Source organism: Motiliproteus sp. (genome assembly GCF_965230735.1).
In the GTDB taxonomy this organism is placed as follows: Bacteria; Pseudomonadota; Gammaproteobacteria; order Pseudomonadales; family Balneatricaceae; genus Motiliproteus.
This window is the reverse complement of sequence record NZ_OZ246016.1, coordinates 1,767,592-1,785,818: the sequence shown is the minus strand read 5'-3', so window position 1 is coordinate 1,785,818 and position 18,227 is coordinate 1,767,592. Positions and strand designations below refer to the sequence as shown.

The window sequence follows — 18,227 nt, the reverse complement described above, 5'->3', positions numbered from 1 at the left end:
ATGACAGATGGCCTCGATGTACATTTTTACGATAAGAGAGACCTGGAATGTCAAACCTGCTCGAACAGCTTAAAGCCATGACCACGGTAGTCGCCGATACCGGTGAATTTGCCGCCATCGAGTGCTACACCCCGGAAGATGCGACCACCAACCCGTCGTTGATCCTCAAGGCCGTTCAGCAGGAGCAGTATCGCCCCCTGCTGGACCAGACCCGCACCTGGGTCGAGCGCCAGAACCTGAGCCAGACCAGCGCCCTGAACCTGATGGCCGACAAACTGGCGGTCAGCTTCGGTGAGCAGATCCTGAAGGTGATTCCGGGACGGATCTCCACCGAGGTCGATGCGCGCCTGTCCTTCGACACACAGGCCACCATCGAGCGGGCCCGCGGCCTGATCCGCCTGTACGAGGAAGCCGGCATCGGCAAGGAACGGGTGCTGATCAAGATCGCCTCCACCTGGGAAGGTATCCAGGCCGCCCGCCAGCTGGAAACCGAGGGGATCAACTGCAACCTGACGCTGCTGTTCGGTTTCGCCCAGGCGGTGGCCTGCGCCGAGGCCGGCGTCTATCTGATCTCCCCGTTCGTCGGACGTATTCTGGACTGGTACAAGAAAGACACCGGTCGCGACAGCTACCCGGCAGCGGAAGATCCGGGCGTACTGTCGGTCTCCAAGATCTTCAATTACTACAAGCAGCACGGCTACAACACGGTGGTCATGGGCGCCAGCTTCCGCAACAGCGGTGAGATTATCGAGCTGGCCGGCTGCGACCGTCTGACCATCAGCCCGCAGCTGCTGGACGAGCTGGCTTCCACCGAGGGGCACATCGAGCGCAAGCTGGACCCGGCGAAGACCGGCGCTGAGCAAACCAAGCTGAGCCTCAACGAAGCCCAGTTCCGTTGGATGATGAACGAGGATGCGATGGCCACCGAAAAACTGGCCGAAGGAATCCGTAACTTCACCGCCGACCAGATCAAACTGGAACAACTGCTGCAGAGCTGATCCGACACTTGATCTCGACACCGCCCTGCCATCGGCAGGGCGGTTCAGGTTGAGGTATTCACTTCCGATTCGTCGGCTTCGCTGTCCGTCCCCACTTCGCGATAACAGTCACGCCCCTGCTGCTTGGCCTGATAGAGGGCTTGGTCGGCTTGATTCAACAGCCAGGACAACAGGCCATCGCGATGGCAGCCATCCCACATGACCACACCGATGCTGATGGTCGTGGATAGTCGCTGACCGTCGCATTCAAACTCCAGCACCCGAACCTGCTGCAGCAGACGCTCAACCAACGGTCGAGCCATGTCCAATTGCGTTTGCGGCAACAACATGGCGAACTCTTCACCGCCGATACGCGCCAGAATATCTGAGCTGCGGGCCTGGCGTTCCAGCGCATGGCTGATTCCCTGCAGGACCCGATCACCGAAGTGATGGCCGAATCGATCATTAACCTGCTTAAATTTGTCCACGTCGATGATCAACACCGTGATCGGCGTGTTGAAACGCACCGCCCGTTCCAACTCCACCTGTCCCAGCTCGTTAAAGCGGCGTCGATTGAAGAGGCCGGTCAGCGGGTCCACCGATGACAGGGTGCGATAACGATCGGCTTTCTGCTCGTTCAGATAGCTTCTGGCTTCATCGTAGGAACCCTGCAGAATCTCAACCCGGCAGCGCTCGTAGGCGCTCAGGATATGGCGCAGCTCATCATCGGCCAGGGCATCACTCAGCAGCACCGTCTGATCGCCCCCTGCAAGGCGACTCAGCGCCTCGGTGACCCTCTCGACCGGTTCGATCACGCTACGAGTCAGCAGCCGCGAAAGCCACCACAACAGGGCAAGGAACAGGCCGGTCAGCAGCACCGTGACCCACATGATCCGCTCCTGCTCGTTTTTAAACCGCTGTGACTGCTGCACGATGGTCTGAGACAGTTGGTCCAACACCGTCTGCAATTGATTCATCCGAGCGGTAAAGCTCTCCCACCAGTCATCCCCGTTGATCGACGCCAGGCTATTCTGATCGACCCCGTCCAGCAGTTGCTGCTGCAGGCGCATCACTTTTTCACTCACAGCCGTGTGCTGATCAGCCTCCAACAAGTCGCTCAGAACGGCCGGAGCTTCGTTGTAGAAAACCTGCAACAACGCCTTCTGCTCTCCCAACAGTTGATCGAACTGGTGCCGGTTATCCCCTTGCAGCTCGCCACCTTCAATCGCCTTAAGCCCTGCTGCCCTCTCAAGCCCCAGCTTCTCCTTGTAGTAGATCAGGGAAAGATAAGCACTGATCGAATGGCCGATCACACTGGGCATCTGGACATGGCTCATTTGGTTTGCAATCTGCAACAGTTCCTCGATATAAGCGGTGTAATACGCCTTAATCTCTGCACTGGCCAGCACCTGGTTGTCGACGGCAAGTCGAACTTGAGCCAGTTCATCGGTGCGTTGGACCAACAAATCGCTCAATCGAGGCAGAAAAGGATACTGGCTGTGTTGCTGGAGCTGATTCAGATGTGTCTTAAAGCGCTGGATAGAGGCGTCGGAGTCGCTTCGAAGCACTTGTAGCCGGTCTAATAGACGCCCAGGTTGGGTTGCCACCAGACCAATACTCAAACCGCGTTCGGCCTGTAATGCATGGACCAGATGGCTGGATTCATCGACCAGTTGGTAGAGAGATTCCAGGTCACTCAGCGCACTCACCTTGCCGGCGCTGTGAAGCATGATATAGAGGCTGAGGCACACCATCCCCAGCGTGGGAATCAGAGCGGTCAACAGCACGCGGGTTCGAAACGGCACCGCCCGGGAAAAGCGCGCCGCGAAGCCACCCCAGCCCGGCTGCTTCTGCTCCCGGGCTGTCTTGATCAGTTGGGCGAGTTTGGTGTCTTCGGCGACGATATGATGAATCAACCACTGGGTCAGAAAATCGATCGCCTTCTCGGTCACTTCACGGGAGCTGGCACTGAGCAGTTCCGCCTTCAGCGCCCGTACTTTCTCGGTAAAATTGTGGTGCTGGGATTGATGGCTGTCCCGATCAGGGTACTGGTACTGCGCCATCAACGCCTCTTCCCGGCGGAAATGGCGGTGGATATACTCCTCAAGCCGATCAAAACTGACTTCGATGCTGCGTTGGGTATCACCCGCCTCCAACGCGACAAAGAGATCATTAATCAGCGTAATCAACGTCTTGTGATCGTTGTCGATCTCCTCGACACCAACACTCAAGCCGTCATTCCATTCGATAACCGGCATCCTGACCCCCTCAAAGGGACCCGCAACATTCAGGCTTAAAGACGCAAACCTTAGGTTCTGAAACGAACCTGATCGCCCCGGACTGACCCGGACACGGAGCACTTATCGCAATCATCCAGGGCCGGGTGCGAAGCCTTACACGCGGGGTTAAGTTGCTGACCTTATCCCGCTACCCTGACGGCTTCAAGTTGTAATCGCTCAATTATTGATCGATCTCAGGACCTCGTCGACGGCTGGCTCAAGCCTTGTCGTTGAAGCGAATCCTCTGGCTGATCCTGCAACGTATAGAGTCGAACCTTTCCTTCACGGCCTCGAACGACCGCCTCAGCCACAAAGGCCAGGGGTTGTCCCTGCAACTGACTGGCGGTGGATTCGCTGATCAGCAGACGGGTACCGTAGACCTTGTTCATCGACTCCAACCGTGCCGCCAGATTCACCGCATCGCCATGGACGGTGTAGTTGAGTCGCTGCTTAGCCCCGACACTACCGGCCACCAGCTCACCGCTATTGATACCGATGCGGCAATGCAATTGCTGGCCGCAGAATTGGCTCTGCTCGACCCTTTGCAGGATTTCACAGCCCGCTTGCCAGGCCTTGAGCGCATGCTTCGGATCGGCCAGAGGCACATTAAAAATAGCCAGCACCGCGTCACCCTGAAACTGGGTCACGACCCCGCCGTGGGACTCGATCGCATCAACCACGGCGGAAAAGTAGCTGTTGAGGGTTTCTACCAGCCGCGGGGGTTCCAACTGCTGGGACAGACGGGTGAATCCTTCCAGATCACAAAACAGCACCGTCGCCTCACACTGCTGCGGCTTCAATTCACCCTGCTGCAACAGCAGTTCATTGGCGATCGCCTGGGGCACATATTGGCCGAACAGACGCTGGCTGGTCTCGTTCTGACGCAACCCCTCAAGCATGCGATTAAAGGCCACAGAAACCCGATTGAACTCCTGAATCCGACTGGCCGGAAGGTCCTCGACCTGCCGCAGCGGGCGCTGGCCCACCGCATCGAAGCCGGCCACGGTACGATCCACCACGGCCCCGATACGGCGACTGATCCAGAACACCAACAGCAGAATCACAACCACCAGGGCGATACCCGCGATCAGGATATCCCACATTCTCTGAAACACATCCGGAATCTGCTTGGGGTCAAGATAGGTGCCGACAACCCAGGGTTTGTCACCGTAACGTTGCATCGGTCGGATCAGGTAGAGAAGCCGGCTTTCCGAATCTCTCAGTGTGAATGCCTGGGCATGCTCGGGCATCACAAAGGGTTCCTGTTTTCGCCTCGGCCCCCAGATCTGCTGCAGAGCCGGATCACCGACCTCACCGATCTGGGGCAGGTAGCTGGTCCGCCCATTCAACTCGCCCTGCTCCACCCACTGTTCCAGTAGATAATTCAGTTTCGGATGCGCCAGCACCTGATCGCTGTCATACAGGATAAAGACCGGAGACTCGACCTGAACCGAAAGCTGCGACACAAAATCGGACAGATTGGAAACCTCGATCGGCGAGATAATCAGCCCCTCAAAGCTCGTCCCACGGTAAACCGGATGCACCAACGGTAATACCAGCTTACCCAGCCACGGAGAGTAGGTCGGCTCCAACCACAGCGAACCGGAAGGCGGTTGCTGCATCAGGGCATCCAAGCGTTCGCTTCGACGCTTTAGCCAGGAATCGATTGCGATCTCATGCTGGTCACGATCGACCCAAACCCGTCTACCTGCTGGATCGATCATCAACAAACCGGTTACCTGGGGGGTCGCCGCCAGGGCGCCCTCAAACAACAGGCTGATGGCTTGGCTATCGTCGATGGGGAAACGTGCTGAACCTAACGAGTGGGCCAGGTAATCCAGCTGAGTTTCGACCGGCTGTAGCTGACTGTCGATCTGGTCGACCACCGTCGCCATCAACTCGTCCGACAACTCCGATAGCAGCGCCTGAGTATTACTGCGGGTACCACTGAGCCCCAGAAACAACAGCACCCCCAGACCCAACAGTACCAACAGACCAAAGCCGCCACTCAGTAGGCGGGTGAAGGTGATTGTGACGGCTGGCTTCAATCAGCCACCCGAACCAGCTGCGCAGTCACCTGACGTAACTCATCACCGCTGCGGTAACGGTGGAATTCCAACAGCATGCCTTTTTCATTGAGGGTGCGATCATAGACCTGCATCTCATAACCACCGTCCTCGGTGATCACCAGGGTATGAACCGTCAGAGTGTCACCCTTGATTCGAGCCCAAACAAAGGGGTCTCCCTTGAGCGGGTCCAACGCAATCTGACCGCCGAACACGTTGGTCTTCATCGCCGACGAGTAGATCCCCTCACGCCGACTGCGGCGGAATTTGATTTCATAGGCCTTGCGCTTGAGCTTCTTGTTAGCCTTCTCAACCACGGTGGTCCATTTGACGAAAAAGCCCTGTTTGGCGGTCGGACCGATGGTCACGCTCAGGTCGCGACGAATCGACTCTCCATCCTCGGTTTCCGATGTCTGGCCAATGTACTGCCCGAAGAAGGCTTCTAAGGGTTGATTCGCCATTGCCGACCCGCAAACCAGGCTTAATACCATGGCCAGCAGCCAAGCCCGGGGCGTTCGCATTTTGTACATGAACGGGAAACCTCTTTGAAACTTGTCGTTGATAATCCTGAAAGTATATCAATAGGACCACTTTAACTGCAGAAATTCACCATACAGTGCTCGATAAGAAATTAATTTTCATCTATTTTTTATAGGTTAGGTTTTTTCTCCGTCAATCAGTAGAGAACTGCATGAAGCAATCGCCCGCGCTACTAGAAATACGCAATCTTGCTGTGGAATTTCAGATGCACGGCACCCCCATCACGGCGGTCAAAGATCTGTCGCTGACCCTCAGGGCCGGAACCACGCTGGCGCTGGTCGGTGAATCCGGCTCCGGCAAGACCGTCACCTCCCAGGCCATTCTCGGTATTCTGCCGCGTTCGGCACGTATCAGTGCCGGTGAGATCCTGTTCACCCCGCCAGGTGAAGAAACCGTCGATATCGCTCAACTGCATCCGGATCAGCCGGCGATGCGGGCGCTGCGCGGCGATCAGATCTCGATCATCTTCCAGGAACCGATGGTGTCGCTGTCGTCGATGCACAGCATCGGCAACCAGATCATGGAAGCGATGCTGCTTCATCGTGACTGCAGCAAGCAGCAAGCCCGCGAGGCCACCATTGAAATGCTGCGGTTGGTCGGTTTTCCGGAACCGGACAAGGCGATCAAGCGCTATCCGTTTGAACTCTCCGGCGGACTGCGTCAGCGAGCCATGATCGCAATGGCGCTGATCTGTCGCCCGGCGCTGCTGATTGCCGATGAACCCACCACCGCGCTGGACGTCACGGTACAGGCGCAGATACTGAAGCTGATCAAATCGCTACAGCAGGAGTTCAACATGGCGGTATTGTTGATCACCCATGATCTCGGGGTGGTCGCCAATATGGCCGACGATGTGGTGGTGATGTATCACGGCGAAGTGATGGAACGGGGTCCGGCCAAGTCACTGTTCGAAGCCCCCCGCCACCCTTACCTCAAAGCGCTGTTCTCGGCCGTGCCCCACTTCGACATGCGTGAAGGCGAACGGCTGACACCGATCCGCGAGATCGAACACGATATTGACCACTTCCGCCGCCTGCGAACTCCCTGGACCGAAGAACAGATGGAAGCCGGCCCGCACCTGCAGGTGAGCCAACTAAGTAAAAGCTTCAGCGCCCACAGCGGCAGCTGGTTTGGCGGCGGTGAGGTTCACCATCACCAGGCGGTACAGGATGTCAGCCTGGAGATTGGCTGCGGCGAGTGTTTCGGACTGGTGGGCGAGAGCGGCTGCGGTAAAACGACACTGAGCAAGATGTTGATGCGGGCGGTACAGCCCGATTCGGGGAAGCTGCTGTACAACGATCGCGGCAGAATGATCGACCTGTTGAAGCTCGAAGGTGAAGAGTTGCGGGCGTTCCGCCCTAAAATGCGAATCGTATTCCAGGACCCGTTCAGCTCCCTCAATCCGCGGATGACGGTGCTCAATATCCTGGTCGAACCGATGCAGATTCATCAGGTCGGTGACGCCGCCTCACAGTTGCAGCGGGCTCGCGAATTGATGGCGCTGGTGGGGCTCGATCCCCGTTACCTCAACCGCTACCCCCACAGCTTCTCCGGCGGCCAGCGGCAACGGATCAGCATCGCCCGGGCACTGGCGCTCGACCCTGAACTGCTGATCTTCGACGAGCCGGTTTCGGCATTGGACGTGTCGGTGCAGGCGCAGATTCTGAATCTGCTCAAGGACCTGCAGCACGAGCTGGGGCTGACCTACCTGTTTATCTCCCACAACCTGGCGGTGGTCGACTACATTGCCGATCGGATCGGGGTGATGTGCCGCGGCCAACTGGTGGAAGTCGGTCGACGCGAGCAGATCTTCCGCAACCCGCAACACCCCTACACCAAGGCGCTGTTGGCCGCCGTTCCCTATCCGGACCTGTCCCGTCCTTTGGACTTCGAACTGCTCGAGAGCGGCCGTCACAATATTCCCGAACTCTGGCCCGAGCCCTACTGCGCTCCGAGCGATGCAGATCTGGAACTGATCGAGATCGAACCCGACCATCAGGTTCGGCGCCAACCCATTGAGCAGCTTGAACGGAGCCTGATGTCATGAAGTGGTTAATTCTGACCGGACTCCTGCTCGGCGGCCAAGCACTGGCGCAACAACCCCAGACGCTGCTGGAACCGCCCTATTTCGCCCCTCAGGTTGAGCAGGGAGAGCTGCCGCCGTTGTCCCAGCGGCTACCGCAAACGCCGTTGGTGGATTCGTTTGAGACCCTGCCCGGACGCAGTCTGGGCCTGTCCGGGGGGACCATCAATCTGCTGATGGGTAAGGCCAAAGATGTCCGCCAACTGGTAGTCTACGGCTATGCCCGGCTGGTGGGCTTCAACGAATCGATGCAGTTGCAAGCCGATATCCTGCAGGACTACCAGGTTGAGGAAGGGCGAATCTTCACCCTACACCTGCGCCCCGGCCACCGCTGGTCCGACGGCGCTCCGTTTACCAGTGAAGATTTCCGCTACTTCTGGGAGTCGATGGCCAACAACGAGGAGCTGTACCCGTTCGGGCCACCGAACAAGCTGCTGGTGGAAGGCAAGCCGCCGATATTCGAAGTGCTCGACCGCCACACCGTGCGCTACAGCTGGCACCGCCCCAACCCGGAATTTCTGCTGGCCCTGGCCGGCCCGCGGCCGCTGTACATCTACCGCCCGTCCCACTACATGAAACAGTTCCACCCGGACTATGCCGACCCGGACGAGCTGGCCGATAAGGTTGCCAAGGCCAAGACCAAGAAAAAATCCTGGGTCGCGCTCCACCAACGCAAAGACCATCAGTACAAGTTCGACAACCCGGATCTGCCCACTCTGCAGCCCTGGATGCCGGTCACCAAACCGCCGGCCGAGCGTTTCCACTTCGTCCGCAACCCCTACTATCACCGGCTCGATACCCAGGGTAACCAGCTGCCCTACCTGGACGAGCTGATCGTCGATATCGCCAGCGGCAAGCTGGTGCCGGCCAAGACCGGCTCCGGCGAATCCGACCTGCAGGGGCGTTACCTGAGTCTGGATGACTACACCTTCCTGCACGAAGGCGCCTCAAGAAACCATGTCGACGTGATGCTGTGGCGGACCTCGCGCGGCTCACGGATGTCACTGTACCCCAACCTCAATGCGGTCGATCCGGTCTGGCAGCCACTGCTGCGCGACGTACGCTTCCGCCGCGCCCTGTCGCTGGCGGTCAATCGCTACGAGATCAACCAGGTGATCTTCTTCGGCCTGGCGCTGGAGGGGGCCGACAGCCTGCTACCCGAATCACCCCTGTTCAAGCCCCAATACCGCAGCCGCTGGGCCGAGTTCGATCTGGTCCAAGCCAATGCGTTGATGGATCAGCTGGGCTTAACCGAACGGGACCCGCGCGGGATCCGGTTGCTGCCGGACGGTCGGCCGATGGAGATCATCATCCAATCCGCCGGCGGCAGCACCGAAGAGTCCGACATTCTGGAACTGATCCACGACAGCTGGATGCAGATCGGCGTCAAGATCCACACCAAGCCGACCGAGCGGGAGGTATTCCGCAACCGGATCTTCGCCGGCGAGGCGCTGATGTCGGTCTGGACCGGCCTGCCCAACGCGATCCCGTCGTCGGATATGAGCCCGGCCGAGCTGGCGCCGACCACACAGCAGCAGCTGCAGTGGTCCCAATGGGGCAAACACTATGAAACCGGTCAGGGTGAAGCGCCGGTGTTACCCGAAGCTCAGAGGCTGCTGGAACTGAACAATGCCTGGCGCCAGGCCACCAACGCCGAACAGCGAACGCAGATCTGGCAGCAGATGCTCGATATCTACAGCGATCAGGTCTACAGCATCGGTACCGTCGCCCGTGTCTTGCAACCCATTGTGATTCGCTCGGACCTGCGTAACGTTCCCGCCGAAGGGCTATGGAACTGGGAGCCCAACAGCTACTTCGGCGTTTACCGGCCGGATCGTTTCTGGCTTGACCCTGCGCTTTCGACAACGACAAACACCCAGGAGGCGAACTGATGGGCCGCTATATCCTCAATCGCCTGCTGCTGATGATCCCGACGCTGATCATTATCAGCTTCATCATCTTCGTGATCATCCAACTGCCGCCGGGCGACTATCTGGAGAGCTATATCTCCGAGCTGGAGAGCCAGGGCGAATCGATCGATCATCACCAGATCGAGATGCTGCGCCAGCAATACGGCCTCGATGAGCCCTTCCTGATGCAGTACTGGACCTGGGCCACCGGCATGCTGGTGGGAGATTTCGGCTACTCGTTCGAGTACGGCCTGCCGGTTACCGATGTGGTCGGCGACCGGTTGTTCCTGACCACGGTGATCTCGATCTTCACCATCGCCTTTACCTGGATGATCGCATTCCCGATCGGAATGTATTCGGCCACCCACCAGTACAGCTGGGGTGACTATGGTTTGACCTTCCTCGGCTTTCTCGGCCTGGCCACACCGAACTTCCTGCTGGCGCTGGTGATGCTCTACTTTGCCAACGTCACCTTCGGCACCTCCATCGGTGGCCTGATGGACCCCGAGTACGTCAATCAAGCCTGGAGTTGGGACAAACTCAAATCGGTGCTCGAACACCTGTGGATCCCGGTCGTAGTGATCGGCACCTCCGGGACCGCGGCGATGATTCGACGCCTGCGTGCCAACCTGCTCGACGAGCTGCACAAACCCTACGTGGTTACCGGCAGAGCCAAGGGGGTACCGCCGTTCAAGCTGCTGGTCAAATACCCGCTGCGCACCGCGCTGAACTTCTTTATTGCCGACATCGGTAACATGCTGCCGAGCATCATCTCCGGCGCCGAGATCGTCGCGGTGGTGCTGTCACTGCCAACCACCGGCCCGATCCTGATCGCCGCGCTGCAGAGCCAGGATATGTACCTGGCCGGCTCCTTCCTGATGTTCCTGGCGATCCTGACCGTGGTCGGGGTGCTGGTGTCCGACCTGGCCCTGGCGCTGCTTGATCCCCGAATACGGCTACAGGGAGGGTCGCGTTGATGGCTACTCACTCCTCAGAAGCACCGATGCAGAACGACCACTGGGTCAGTCAGAAACCGTTCGACCCCCAATCGATCGAGGCGATCAGCCCCGAACAGGAGAAGTACTACTTCGCGTCCCAGTGGCAACTGATCTGGTGGCGCTTCAAGCGTCACCGCCTGGCGCTGATCTGCGGCATCTTCCTGGCGCTGATGTACCTGTCGATCCTGATTACCGAGTTCCTGGCGCCCTATGCCCTGTCGACCCGGCACACCGACTACATCTACTCGCCGCCGCAACCGGTGCACTTTATCCATGAGGGGGAGTTTGTCGGCCCGTTTGTGTACGGCTGGAACTACGAACTCAATATGCAGAAGCTGCTGCGCGAGTACAGCGAGGATAAAAGCCAGGTCTACCCGCTGCAGTTCTTCTGCAAGGGCGACCCGTACAAGTTCTGGGGGCTGTGGGAAGCCGACCGGCACCTTTTCTGCGCCCCGGAAGGTGCGACGCTTTTTCTGCTCGGCACCGACCGACTCGGCCGTGATCTGCTCTCCCGGATCACCTACGGCGCCCGAATCTCGCTGACCATCGGCCTGATCGGTATCAGCCTGAGCTTCTTCCTCGGCATCCTGATCGGAGGTCTGGCCGGCTACTACGGCGGTTGGGTCGACTCCAGCGTGCAACGGATCACCGAGGTGATCCGCTCGTTCCCGGAGCTGCCGCTATGGATGGCGCTGTCGGCGATCCTGCCGGTCACCTGGAGTCCGCTGTGGGTGTTCTTCGGCATCACCCTGATCCTGGCTCTACTGGACTGGACCGGCCTGGCACGGGCGGTCCGCTCGAAACTGTTGGCGCTGCGCGAAGAAGACTACTGCCTCGCGGCCCAGTTGATGGGGGCCAAACCCAAGCGGGTTATCGGTCGGCACCTGCTGCCGGGACTGTTCAGCCATCTGATCGCCTCGGCCACGCTGTCGATTCCGGCGATGATTCTGGGTGAGACCGCGCTCAGCTTCCTCGGTCTGGGCCTGCGCCCACCGATCACCAGTTGGGGGGTCCTGCTTAATGAGGCACAGAACATCAACGTGGTAGCGATCTACCCCTGGCTGATGTTCCCGGTGCTGCCGGTTATCGTCATCATCCTGGCGTTCAACTTCTTCGGTGACGGGCTGCGCGATGCCGCCGACCCCTACAAGCACTGATCAAGCTGGGTGGATAACCGATAACGATGGGAAACTGCCGCTACTGTCTGAACGCCTCGCTGATCAATAAGCTGGGGCGTTGCCGCGACTGCCTACTCAAGGCCTGGATCTTCGCATTGCTGTGCTGGGGCTTATGGGGCTACCTGGCCTGGAGCGGCGCCGAGCCGACCTCAACCCTGGCAGCCCTGGTCGGTGCACTGCTGTTGTCGCTGCTGGGCCTCAGTCACCTGTTAATGGCCCTGCACCATCGACGCCACAACAACGGCAAAACAGCCTTGGACCGATAAATCAGCTGGAGCCACGGACAAGGCCATTCTGAAGCACGATAGCTAGCCGACGCTAAAGACTCCCTGCTGCACCCACATCGCCATCAGCAGATTGAGCAATAAGATCACCGTCCAGAACAGAGCGATCCAGAGCACAAAGCGATCGTGTGTCGTCTTTTCACCTCGCTGACGGCGCTGGTAGAGGCCAACATCAATACTCTGGCCCAACCGTTGCTCGATCTCCGCCAGCCGCACATGAAGGTCACTGGCGATGACATGCAGAAAGGCGGCATAGGCGGCAAACAGTAGCGTCAGCGATGCCGGTAAACAGATCAGCAGCGGCGTTGTCTGCGGTGTCCCTTCGGTCAGGGTCCAGGCCCAAACCGCGGCGCTGAGCACGATCACGCTCTGTTGCAATGAGGATGATCGCTCGGCCAGTTGTCGATAACGTGCCTGATGCGCTTCATATTCGAGCAACAGCAGGTGGTCAACCTTGTCCATCACTCCATACCCCTGGTTGCTCGGCGTTTCCGCTACCCGGAACGGCAGCCCGCCGATCTATTTAGCCGCCTCTTTCAGCTCCGGTTGATAACAGATCTCGCCATCTACCAGACTATAGCCACCACCCTCGTGCTGCTGCTGATTCTTCAGTTGGTGATCATCGGCCGACAGTATCACCCCCGGAAATAGCGTTTTTCTGGCGATCAGCTCGACCCCGGCAAACAGCCCCTTGCGCTTCTCCTTGAGCGCTTGCCGCTTTTGATCCCATTCCACCGCCTGGTTGCCGACTTCAATACTCTGGCGTAGAGCCTGCTTATAGGCTTTCTGGTTCTCCGGAGTTTTGGGCTGTGATGACAGCGTGCTCAGCTGCTCTTTCACCTCGGCCAGCTGCTGCTCCTGCTGCTCAACCGACTCCGCCAGTTTCGTCATCTGCTGGTCGATATCGGCCACCGCTGCCGGGTAAAGTTCGATCTGGGTCGGGATAAAGGCATCGGTACCGACCTCCCCGCTCACAAGCTGCTTACCGACTCGACTGACGCCACCAATCAGCTTGCCATTACGATCACCGCTGCGGCCGACCTGCATCGACAGCCGGGCCTGGCTCAGACAGTGGATCAGCTGCTTGTCGACCAGGATACTGCCTTCGGACTGCAGTCGGGCGTATTGGGCAAACCCCACGTGGATATCACCCTTAGCGTAGAGCTCGCAGGTCAGATCTTCACTGTTGAAGTGATGGTCATCGTCGGAGCGCTGATGCCCGACCACACCCTTGCGAACCTCCAGATTGCCCCCGGCCTGTAGATACGCCGACTCGATCGAGCCGCCGATAGTGATATCACCGGTGGCGACCACCTTCATCATCTCGGCCACATCGCCACGCACCAGCACGCTGCCGTCAAATTCGATATGGCCACTCTCGACGTCAACCTGGGATACCACATAGACATTATCGACCCGCATCCCGCCGGGGATCTCCACCGGCATCCCGGCACGGGCCGCAACCAACTGCTTGCCGTCGGCAGATAACTCGACCCCCTCGGCCTTGACAAAATCCGCTTCATGGCCCGGCTCGGCCGCTAACCGCTGTCCGCAGACATCGGCCCCCGGCTCACCCGCACCCGGCGGCACCAACTCCATCAGCACCGCCCCGGGCTGGACACTGGGTATCTCGCCGTAATCCAGCAGGTCGATCAAGCCGTCATGGCTCTGGTCGGGCCGATCGGTGGATTGGGTGGTTTCAATCAGGCTGTTCCAGTACCCATTTCGCCCTTTGATCGGGTCTTTTCCTCGAGCGATTACGGCACTGTGCAGGGAGCCGGGTTCGGCCCGATAAGCCTGTTTCATTAACTGGGAAGCGGCCTGGGTATCGATTCCGTGACGTATTCCGGCTTTGACCAGCGCCTGTTTGAAACGGGGAGCATCAATCGGCGCGCCGCCATAGGCACTGCAGATCAGGGCTTCAACCTGCATCCGGTCTTCGCTGGTTTTAAGGGTTAGCTCAGCATCGATCCGCTGCGCCAGAATAACGGAGGTGCTGATACCGGCCGCACTGTCCGGATCGCTACTGGCCAGGCTTTTGGCACAACTGAGCAGTTGCTGCAGCGAGTCGGTATCCAGTTTGAAGCGTTGATAATCCGAAGCCTGGATCAGCTCCATTAGCTGATCGCGGCTGGGGGCGCCAAGACGGCGCAATGCGTCGACGACAATCTCGGCCTGAAGTTGTTGCTGATCCTCCGACAAGCTAAACCGAATCGCGTCCACAGTATCCTCCGATGATCGATTCCCAAGACTTTCCTGACATGGGTCTACAACAGACCGGCATAACCCGACGTTAGCTAGGGATTTATGCTTCTGTTTACTATCGACCGCTGCAGCGATATCTGCAGCGATATTGATCAGGGAGAATCGATTAGGCGGACTCCGTCGGGCTCAATCACGACACGACGCTGTTTGTAGAGGGTGCCGATAGCCATCTTGTACTTCTTCTTGCTGACCCCGAAGCGCTTCTTGATCAACTCGGGATCGGAGCGATCCGACAACGGCAGAAACCCACCGTTTTGCTGCAACTGCTGCAGAATCTTCTCGGCCAACCCCGTTACCGGAGCAAAACCGGGTTGTTCCAGCAGCAGATCGATCTTGCCGTCGGAGCGTACCTGCTTGATATATCCGCTGATCTGCTGTCCATAGTGTAGCTTGCGGAACAGGTCTTTATGGTGGATCAAGCCCCAGTGCTGTTGATCCACGATCGCCTTGACCCCCAGATCGGTGCGCTCGGCGATCAGCAACTCGACCTTATTATGGGGACGGTAATCGCAACGTTCATCGCTCAGAAACCGGTCCAGCTTGGTTGAGGCGGCGATCCGATTGGTATTGTCGAGGTACACGGCCACGATCAGGGTTTGACCTTCACGCACCGGGCTGCGTTGCTGTTGGAACGGCAATAGCAGGTCCTTCGGCAAGCCCCAATCAAGGAAAGCCCCCACCGGTCCGGTCGACACCACGGTCAGGGCGGCGATACCACCCACCTGAACCCGTGGCGCCTCGGTGGTCGCAATCAGGTCATCTTCCGAATCCAGATAGACAAAAACCTCAATCTCATCGCCTTCGGATACTCCCTCGGGGACATAGCGCCGTGGCAGAAGTACCGTACCGAAGCGGCCGGCCTCCAGAAATAGACCGATATCCCGATCACGCTTCACCGTCAGACGGTTATAGCGTCCGATCTGTAGTTCGGTATCGCGGTTACCTGATGAGTAAATTTCGTTAGTCATGGTACGCACACTCAGGCTGGCAACCGTTGCCTGACAGGGCTCGGGCTGTCCGGGACAAGCCCGGGAAGATTGGAAAAGCGCGCCAGTGTATCACGCCGTTTGCAGCTCTCGTAATTCGCCGTGGCCCATTTCCAGAACCCGGTCAAACCCACTCGCCTGTTCGACTCGGCCACTCAGCAGAATCAGGCCACGTCCGGCCTGCAACCGACGTACGTTATCCAGCAAGCGCTGTTCGGTGTTGGGATCCAGACCGTTGAGGGCGTCGTTGAGAATCAGCACATCCGGCTGTTTAATCAAGACTCGAGCCAGTGCCAGTTTCTGTCGCTGCGCCTGTGACAGCCGCGACCCGGCGGTGCCGACCTGATAGTCCAGACCCACCTGCTGAATGCTTTCCTCCAGCCCCAACTGCCCGACCACCTGATGCACCAGTTCGGTCACGCGCCGCCGCGCCGATGCCTGCCCGTAAGCCAGGCGTCCGAACAGCATGTTGTCCATCAGGCTCAAGCGTCGGTTAAAGCGCTCCAGTTCAAAGAAGTCGATCTGCAGGTCCGCATCCGGGTTGTCGGCTAACTGCTTGGCCAGCTTGTGTCGGGCCTGCACAATCTGCTGCTGAATGGTCGAATCAATCAACCCCAGACGATGACGCGCCGGACAGAGCTGGAAGGTTAGGGCCAGGAACTTACCACAGCACTCCACATCTTCCAGATCAATGCCCTCAGCCGTCTTGTTCAGCAGCGCCCGGTAATCCGGCAGGTCCTCATGATGGATAAAGCTGAAGCGCTCGAACAGATCGCTGTCCGGCTCCACATCGGAGAACAGATCCACCATGATTTCGGTGACTTTGCGGCCGATTTTGACGAAGCTTTCATACAACCCCGCCTGTTCCAAAAATTGCCGTACCGTGGGACTCGCGGCTTCGGTCTGGGAATCCCGCGGACTGTCGGTAGTGCCGAACAGAATGTTCTCCTGCACCGTCAGGTTGGTGTTGTAGCGATGCCAGTCAAACGGCTCCACCAGATCCTGATAGTCGGGCTCGCTGAGTTGTTCACGAATCAGCTGCCGGGCCTGTAGGACCTGCTGTTCAATCTGATCGCAATCCTGCTGCTCTAGACGTCCGGCCAGCCCCATCTGGAACAGGTCTTGGCCTAAATCAGCGGTGTCGATTGCCTGCTGAATCCGCGCCTTAAAAGCCTGCTGATCGGCCAGCTCAAGACCATCCAGATCAAACCAATCGCCTGCGGGATCCTGCGTACTGTTACCGGACTGCCGGGCGCGAAGCTGCATCCGCTCGCGGTCGGCATCGGCTTCGGCCGGTTCCAGCTCCCGATTGCGTAATGGGTAAAGCAGGTTGTCTCGGATCGAGCCGCTGAACAGATGAGCACCGGCTGCCACATAGCCGACATGGTTGGCCATCGCCGACTCTGGCAACTGGTCGAGTTCCGCACCGGCCAGCGCCAGTCCGCCCTGTGTCGGCATTAACAACCGAACCAACAGCTCACCCAATTCATGCCGACCACTGCCTTCGGCCCCGATCAGGGCATTGTGACGGGTGATGTCCAACTCGAAGCTGAGTCGACCGAAGCGGCTCTCACCTTCATCCTCCGAATAACCCAGTCGGGTCGCCTTCCAGCCACCTTGGGACAGATCCAGGCTCAGGCGGGGAGCATCGAGCAGCTTGGGTTCCATCATCCCCTCGGCTTCGAACATCTCGACCACCTGTTCATACTTGATCCGCACATCTTCCTTGGTCTGGTAGTACTTGAGCAGCTCTTTCCAGGGCGCGTTCAGATCTTTATAAGCCGCCAACACCGCCACCAGGGCGCCTAGCGACAGCTCCCCCTGAATCACATAGTAACCGCCGGCGCTGTAAAAGAAGAACGGGGTTACCTGGGCCAGGAAGTTATTCAGGAACTTGATAAAGAACTTTTTCTTGTAGATCTCGAAACGGATCTCAAAAATCCGCCCCAGCCGAGAGCTGATCTCGGCACGCTCGTAATGACTGGTGTCGTTGGCGTGCACTTCGCGAATACCCGAAATGGTGTCACCGATCCGGTCACCCAGCTGGCGCGCCGCCAACACCCGCTGTTTACCGAGCTGATTAACCCTGCGCTGCAGCTTCGGAATAATATAGAGCTGAAACGGATACAACACCGTGGCCGCCGCTCCCAACAACGGATCCTGATTGAAGATAAAGAACAGGTAGGTCAGCAGAATACCGCCCTGAAACGCCGGCAGCGCAAACGCCTCACCGATAAAGCCACCCAGGGGCTCAGTTTCGGCGGTGATGATAGGAATCACCTCGCCCTGGCTCAGGCGCTTAAAGCGGGGCAGCGGAAAACGCAGTACCTGGCAGAACAGATCGTAGCGCAGCCGTCGCAGCATCCGCTCGCCGACCACCCCGCGATAGACATTGAGCACGTATTTGATCGCGCCGTTGATCAGTACCAACCCCAAAAACAATCCGCACAGCAGGAACAGGTAGCTGACCTGATCCACCGGCCAGCCGAATAACTGCTCCGGAATGTCCACTCCACCAATCGCGTTGTTGATGATCAGTTTGGGGACTTCCAGCGATGCGTATACAAAGGGGAAAGAAAACACCGTCAAAGCCAGGATCAATATCTGATCCCGCTTGGTGTGTCGCAAAATAAACTTAAATATCGATGAATCCATGGTCCG

The 18,227-nt window shown here is 58.5% G+C and carries 13 protein-coding genes; 6 read left to right on the top strand and 7 right to left on the bottom strand.

What is annotated here, in order from left to right; translation table 11 throughout:
* Positions 1–47 precede the first annotated feature (47 nt).
* Positions 48–998 (top strand): transaldolase, encoded by a 951-nt coding sequence (gene tal / locus ACO05M_RS08315; protein ID WP_421870116.1) that lies wholly within the window; start codon positions 48–50, stop codon positions 996–998.
* Positions 999–1,042: 44 nt separating this feature from the next.
* Here the strand turns inward: tal and ACO05M_RS08310 are convergent, their stop codons facing one another.
* From ACO05M_RS08310 to ACO05M_RS08300, 3 genes are all read right to left on the bottom strand, one after another.
* Positions 1,043–3,235 (bottom strand): bacteriohemerythrin, encoded by a 2,193-nt coding sequence (locus tag ACO05M_RS08310; RefSeq protein WP_421870113.1) that lies wholly within the window; start codon positions 3,233–3,235, stop codon positions 1,043–1,045.
* A gap of 215 nt (positions 3,236–3,450) precedes the next feature.
* Positions 3,451–5,304: an adenylate/guanylate cyclase domain-containing protein gene (locus ACO05M_RS08305; protein ID WP_421870110.1), complete on the bottom strand. Its 1,854-nt coding sequence runs from the start codon at positions 5,302–5,304 to the stop codon at positions 3,451–3,453.
* Positions 5,301–5,852: a hypothetical protein gene (locus ACO05M_RS08300; RefSeq protein WP_421870107.1), complete on the bottom strand. Its 552-nt coding sequence runs from the start codon at positions 5,850–5,852 to the stop codon at positions 5,301–5,303. The genes ACO05M_RS08305 and ACO05M_RS08300 overlap by 4 nt, the downstream gene beginning before the upstream one ends.
* A 215-nt stretch (positions 5,853–6,067) precedes the next feature.
* Here ACO05M_RS08300 and ACO05M_RS08295 point away from each other — a divergent pair, with 215 nt between their 5' ends.
* From ACO05M_RS08295 to ACO05M_RS08275, 5 genes are read left to right on the top strand one after another with little or no spacing between them, the layout of a single operon-like run.
* Positions 6,068–7,909, top strand: coding sequence for an ABC transporter ATP-binding protein (locus ACO05M_RS08295; RefSeq protein WP_421870103.1), 1,842 nt, complete (start codon positions 6,068–6,070; stop codon positions 7,907–7,909).
* The gene (locus ACO05M_RS08290; protein ID WP_421870100.1) at positions 7,906–9,837 is read left to right on the top strand and encodes an ABC transporter substrate-binding protein; all 1,932 of its coding nucleotides are present in this window, start codon (positions 7,906–7,908) and stop codon (positions 9,835–9,837) included. The genes ACO05M_RS08295 and ACO05M_RS08290 overlap by 4 nt, the downstream gene beginning before the upstream one ends.
* The gene (locus tag ACO05M_RS08285; protein WP_114695890.1) at positions 9,837–10,832 is read left to right on the top strand and encodes an ABC transporter permease; all 996 of its coding nucleotides are present in this window, start codon (positions 9,837–9,839) and stop codon (positions 10,830–10,832) included. The genes ACO05M_RS08290 and ACO05M_RS08285 overlap by 1 nt, the downstream gene beginning before the upstream one ends.
* Positions 10,832–12,010, top strand: a complete 1,179-nt coding sequence (locus ACO05M_RS08280; protein WP_421870097.1) for an ABC transporter permease — start codon at positions 10,832–10,834, stop codon at positions 12,008–12,010. Before ACO05M_RS08285 ends, ACO05M_RS08280 begins: the two co-directional genes overlap by 1 nt.
* A 26-nt stretch (positions 12,011–12,036) precedes the next feature.
* Complete coding sequence (locus ACO05M_RS08275) at positions 12,037–12,297, top strand: DUF3624 family protein (RefSeq protein WP_421870094.1); 261 nt, start codon at positions 12,037–12,039, stop codon at positions 12,295–12,297.
* A gap of 42 nt (positions 12,298–12,339) precedes the next feature.
* Here ACO05M_RS08275 and ACO05M_RS08270 read toward each other — a convergent pair whose 3' ends face one another.
* The 4 genes from ACO05M_RS08270 to ACO05M_RS08255 form a co-directional block, all read right to left on the bottom strand.
* The gene (locus tag ACO05M_RS08270) at positions 12,340–12,777 is read right to left on the bottom strand and encodes a hypothetical protein (RefSeq protein ID WP_421870091.1); all 438 of its coding nucleotides are present in this window, start codon (positions 12,775–12,777) and stop codon (positions 12,340–12,342) included.
* Positions 12,778–12,834: 57 nt separating this feature from the next.
* Complete coding sequence (locus tag ACO05M_RS08265; protein ID WP_421870088.1) at positions 12,835–14,538, bottom strand: FapA family protein; 1,704 nt, start codon at positions 14,536–14,538, stop codon at positions 12,835–12,837.
* A 134-nt stretch (positions 14,539–14,672) separates the two neighbouring features.
* The gene (locus tag ACO05M_RS08260; protein WP_421870085.1) at positions 14,673–15,548 is read right to left on the bottom strand and encodes a S1 RNA-binding domain-containing protein; all 876 of its coding nucleotides are present in this window, start codon (positions 15,546–15,548) and stop codon (positions 14,673–14,675) included.
* Between the two features lie 90 nt (positions 15,549–15,638).
* Entirely contained in the window at positions 15,639–18,221 is a 2,583-nt protein-coding gene (locus ACO05M_RS08255) for an ABC transporter transmembrane domain-containing protein (RefSeq protein ID WP_421870082.1), read from the bottom strand.
* Positions 18,222–18,227 lie beyond the last annotated feature (6 nt).

Excerpts from the sequence above, each read along its gene's own strand:
- tal (WP_421870116.1), top strand. The coding sequence starts at position 48 with ATGTCAAACCTGCTCGAACAGCTTAAAGCCATGACCACGGTAGTCGCC.
- ACO05M_RS08310 (WP_421870113.1), bottom strand. The coding sequence starts at position 3,235 with ATGCCGGTTATCGAATGGAATGACGGCTTGAGTGTTGGTGTCGAGGAG.
- ACO05M_RS08300 (WP_421870107.1), bottom strand. The coding sequence starts at position 5,852 with ATGTACAAAATGCGAACGCCCCGGGCTTGGCTGCTGGCCATGGTATTA.
- ACO05M_RS08295 (WP_421870103.1), top strand. The coding sequence starts at position 6,068 with ATGCACGGCACCCCCATCACGGCGGTCAAAGATCTGTCGCTGACCCTC.
- ACO05M_RS08290 (WP_421870100.1), top strand. The coding sequence starts at position 7,906 with ATGAAGTGGTTAATTCTGACCGGACTCCTGCTCGGCGGCCAAGCACTG.
- ACO05M_RS08285 (WP_114695890.1), top strand. The coding sequence starts at position 9,837 with ATGGGCCGCTATATCCTCAATCGCCTGCTGCTGATGATCCCGACGCTG.
- ACO05M_RS08280 (WP_421870097.1), top strand. The coding sequence starts at position 10,832 with ATGGCTACTCACTCCTCAGAAGCACCGATGCAGAACGACCACTGGGTC.
- ACO05M_RS08275 (WP_421870094.1), top strand. The coding sequence starts at position 12,037 with ATGGGAAACTGCCGCTACTGTCTGAACGCCTCGCTGATCAATAAGCTG.
- ACO05M_RS08270 (WP_421870091.1), bottom strand. The coding sequence starts at position 12,777 with ATGGACAAGGTTGACCACCTGCTGTTGCTCGAATATGAAGCGCATCAG.
- ACO05M_RS08260 (WP_421870085.1), bottom strand. The coding sequence starts at position 15,548 with ATGACTAACGAAATTTACTCATCAGGTAACCGCGATACCGAACTACAG.
- ACO05M_RS08255 (WP_421870082.1), bottom strand. The coding sequence starts at position 18,221 with ATGGATTCATCGATATTTAAGTTTATTTTGCGACACACCAAGCGGGAT.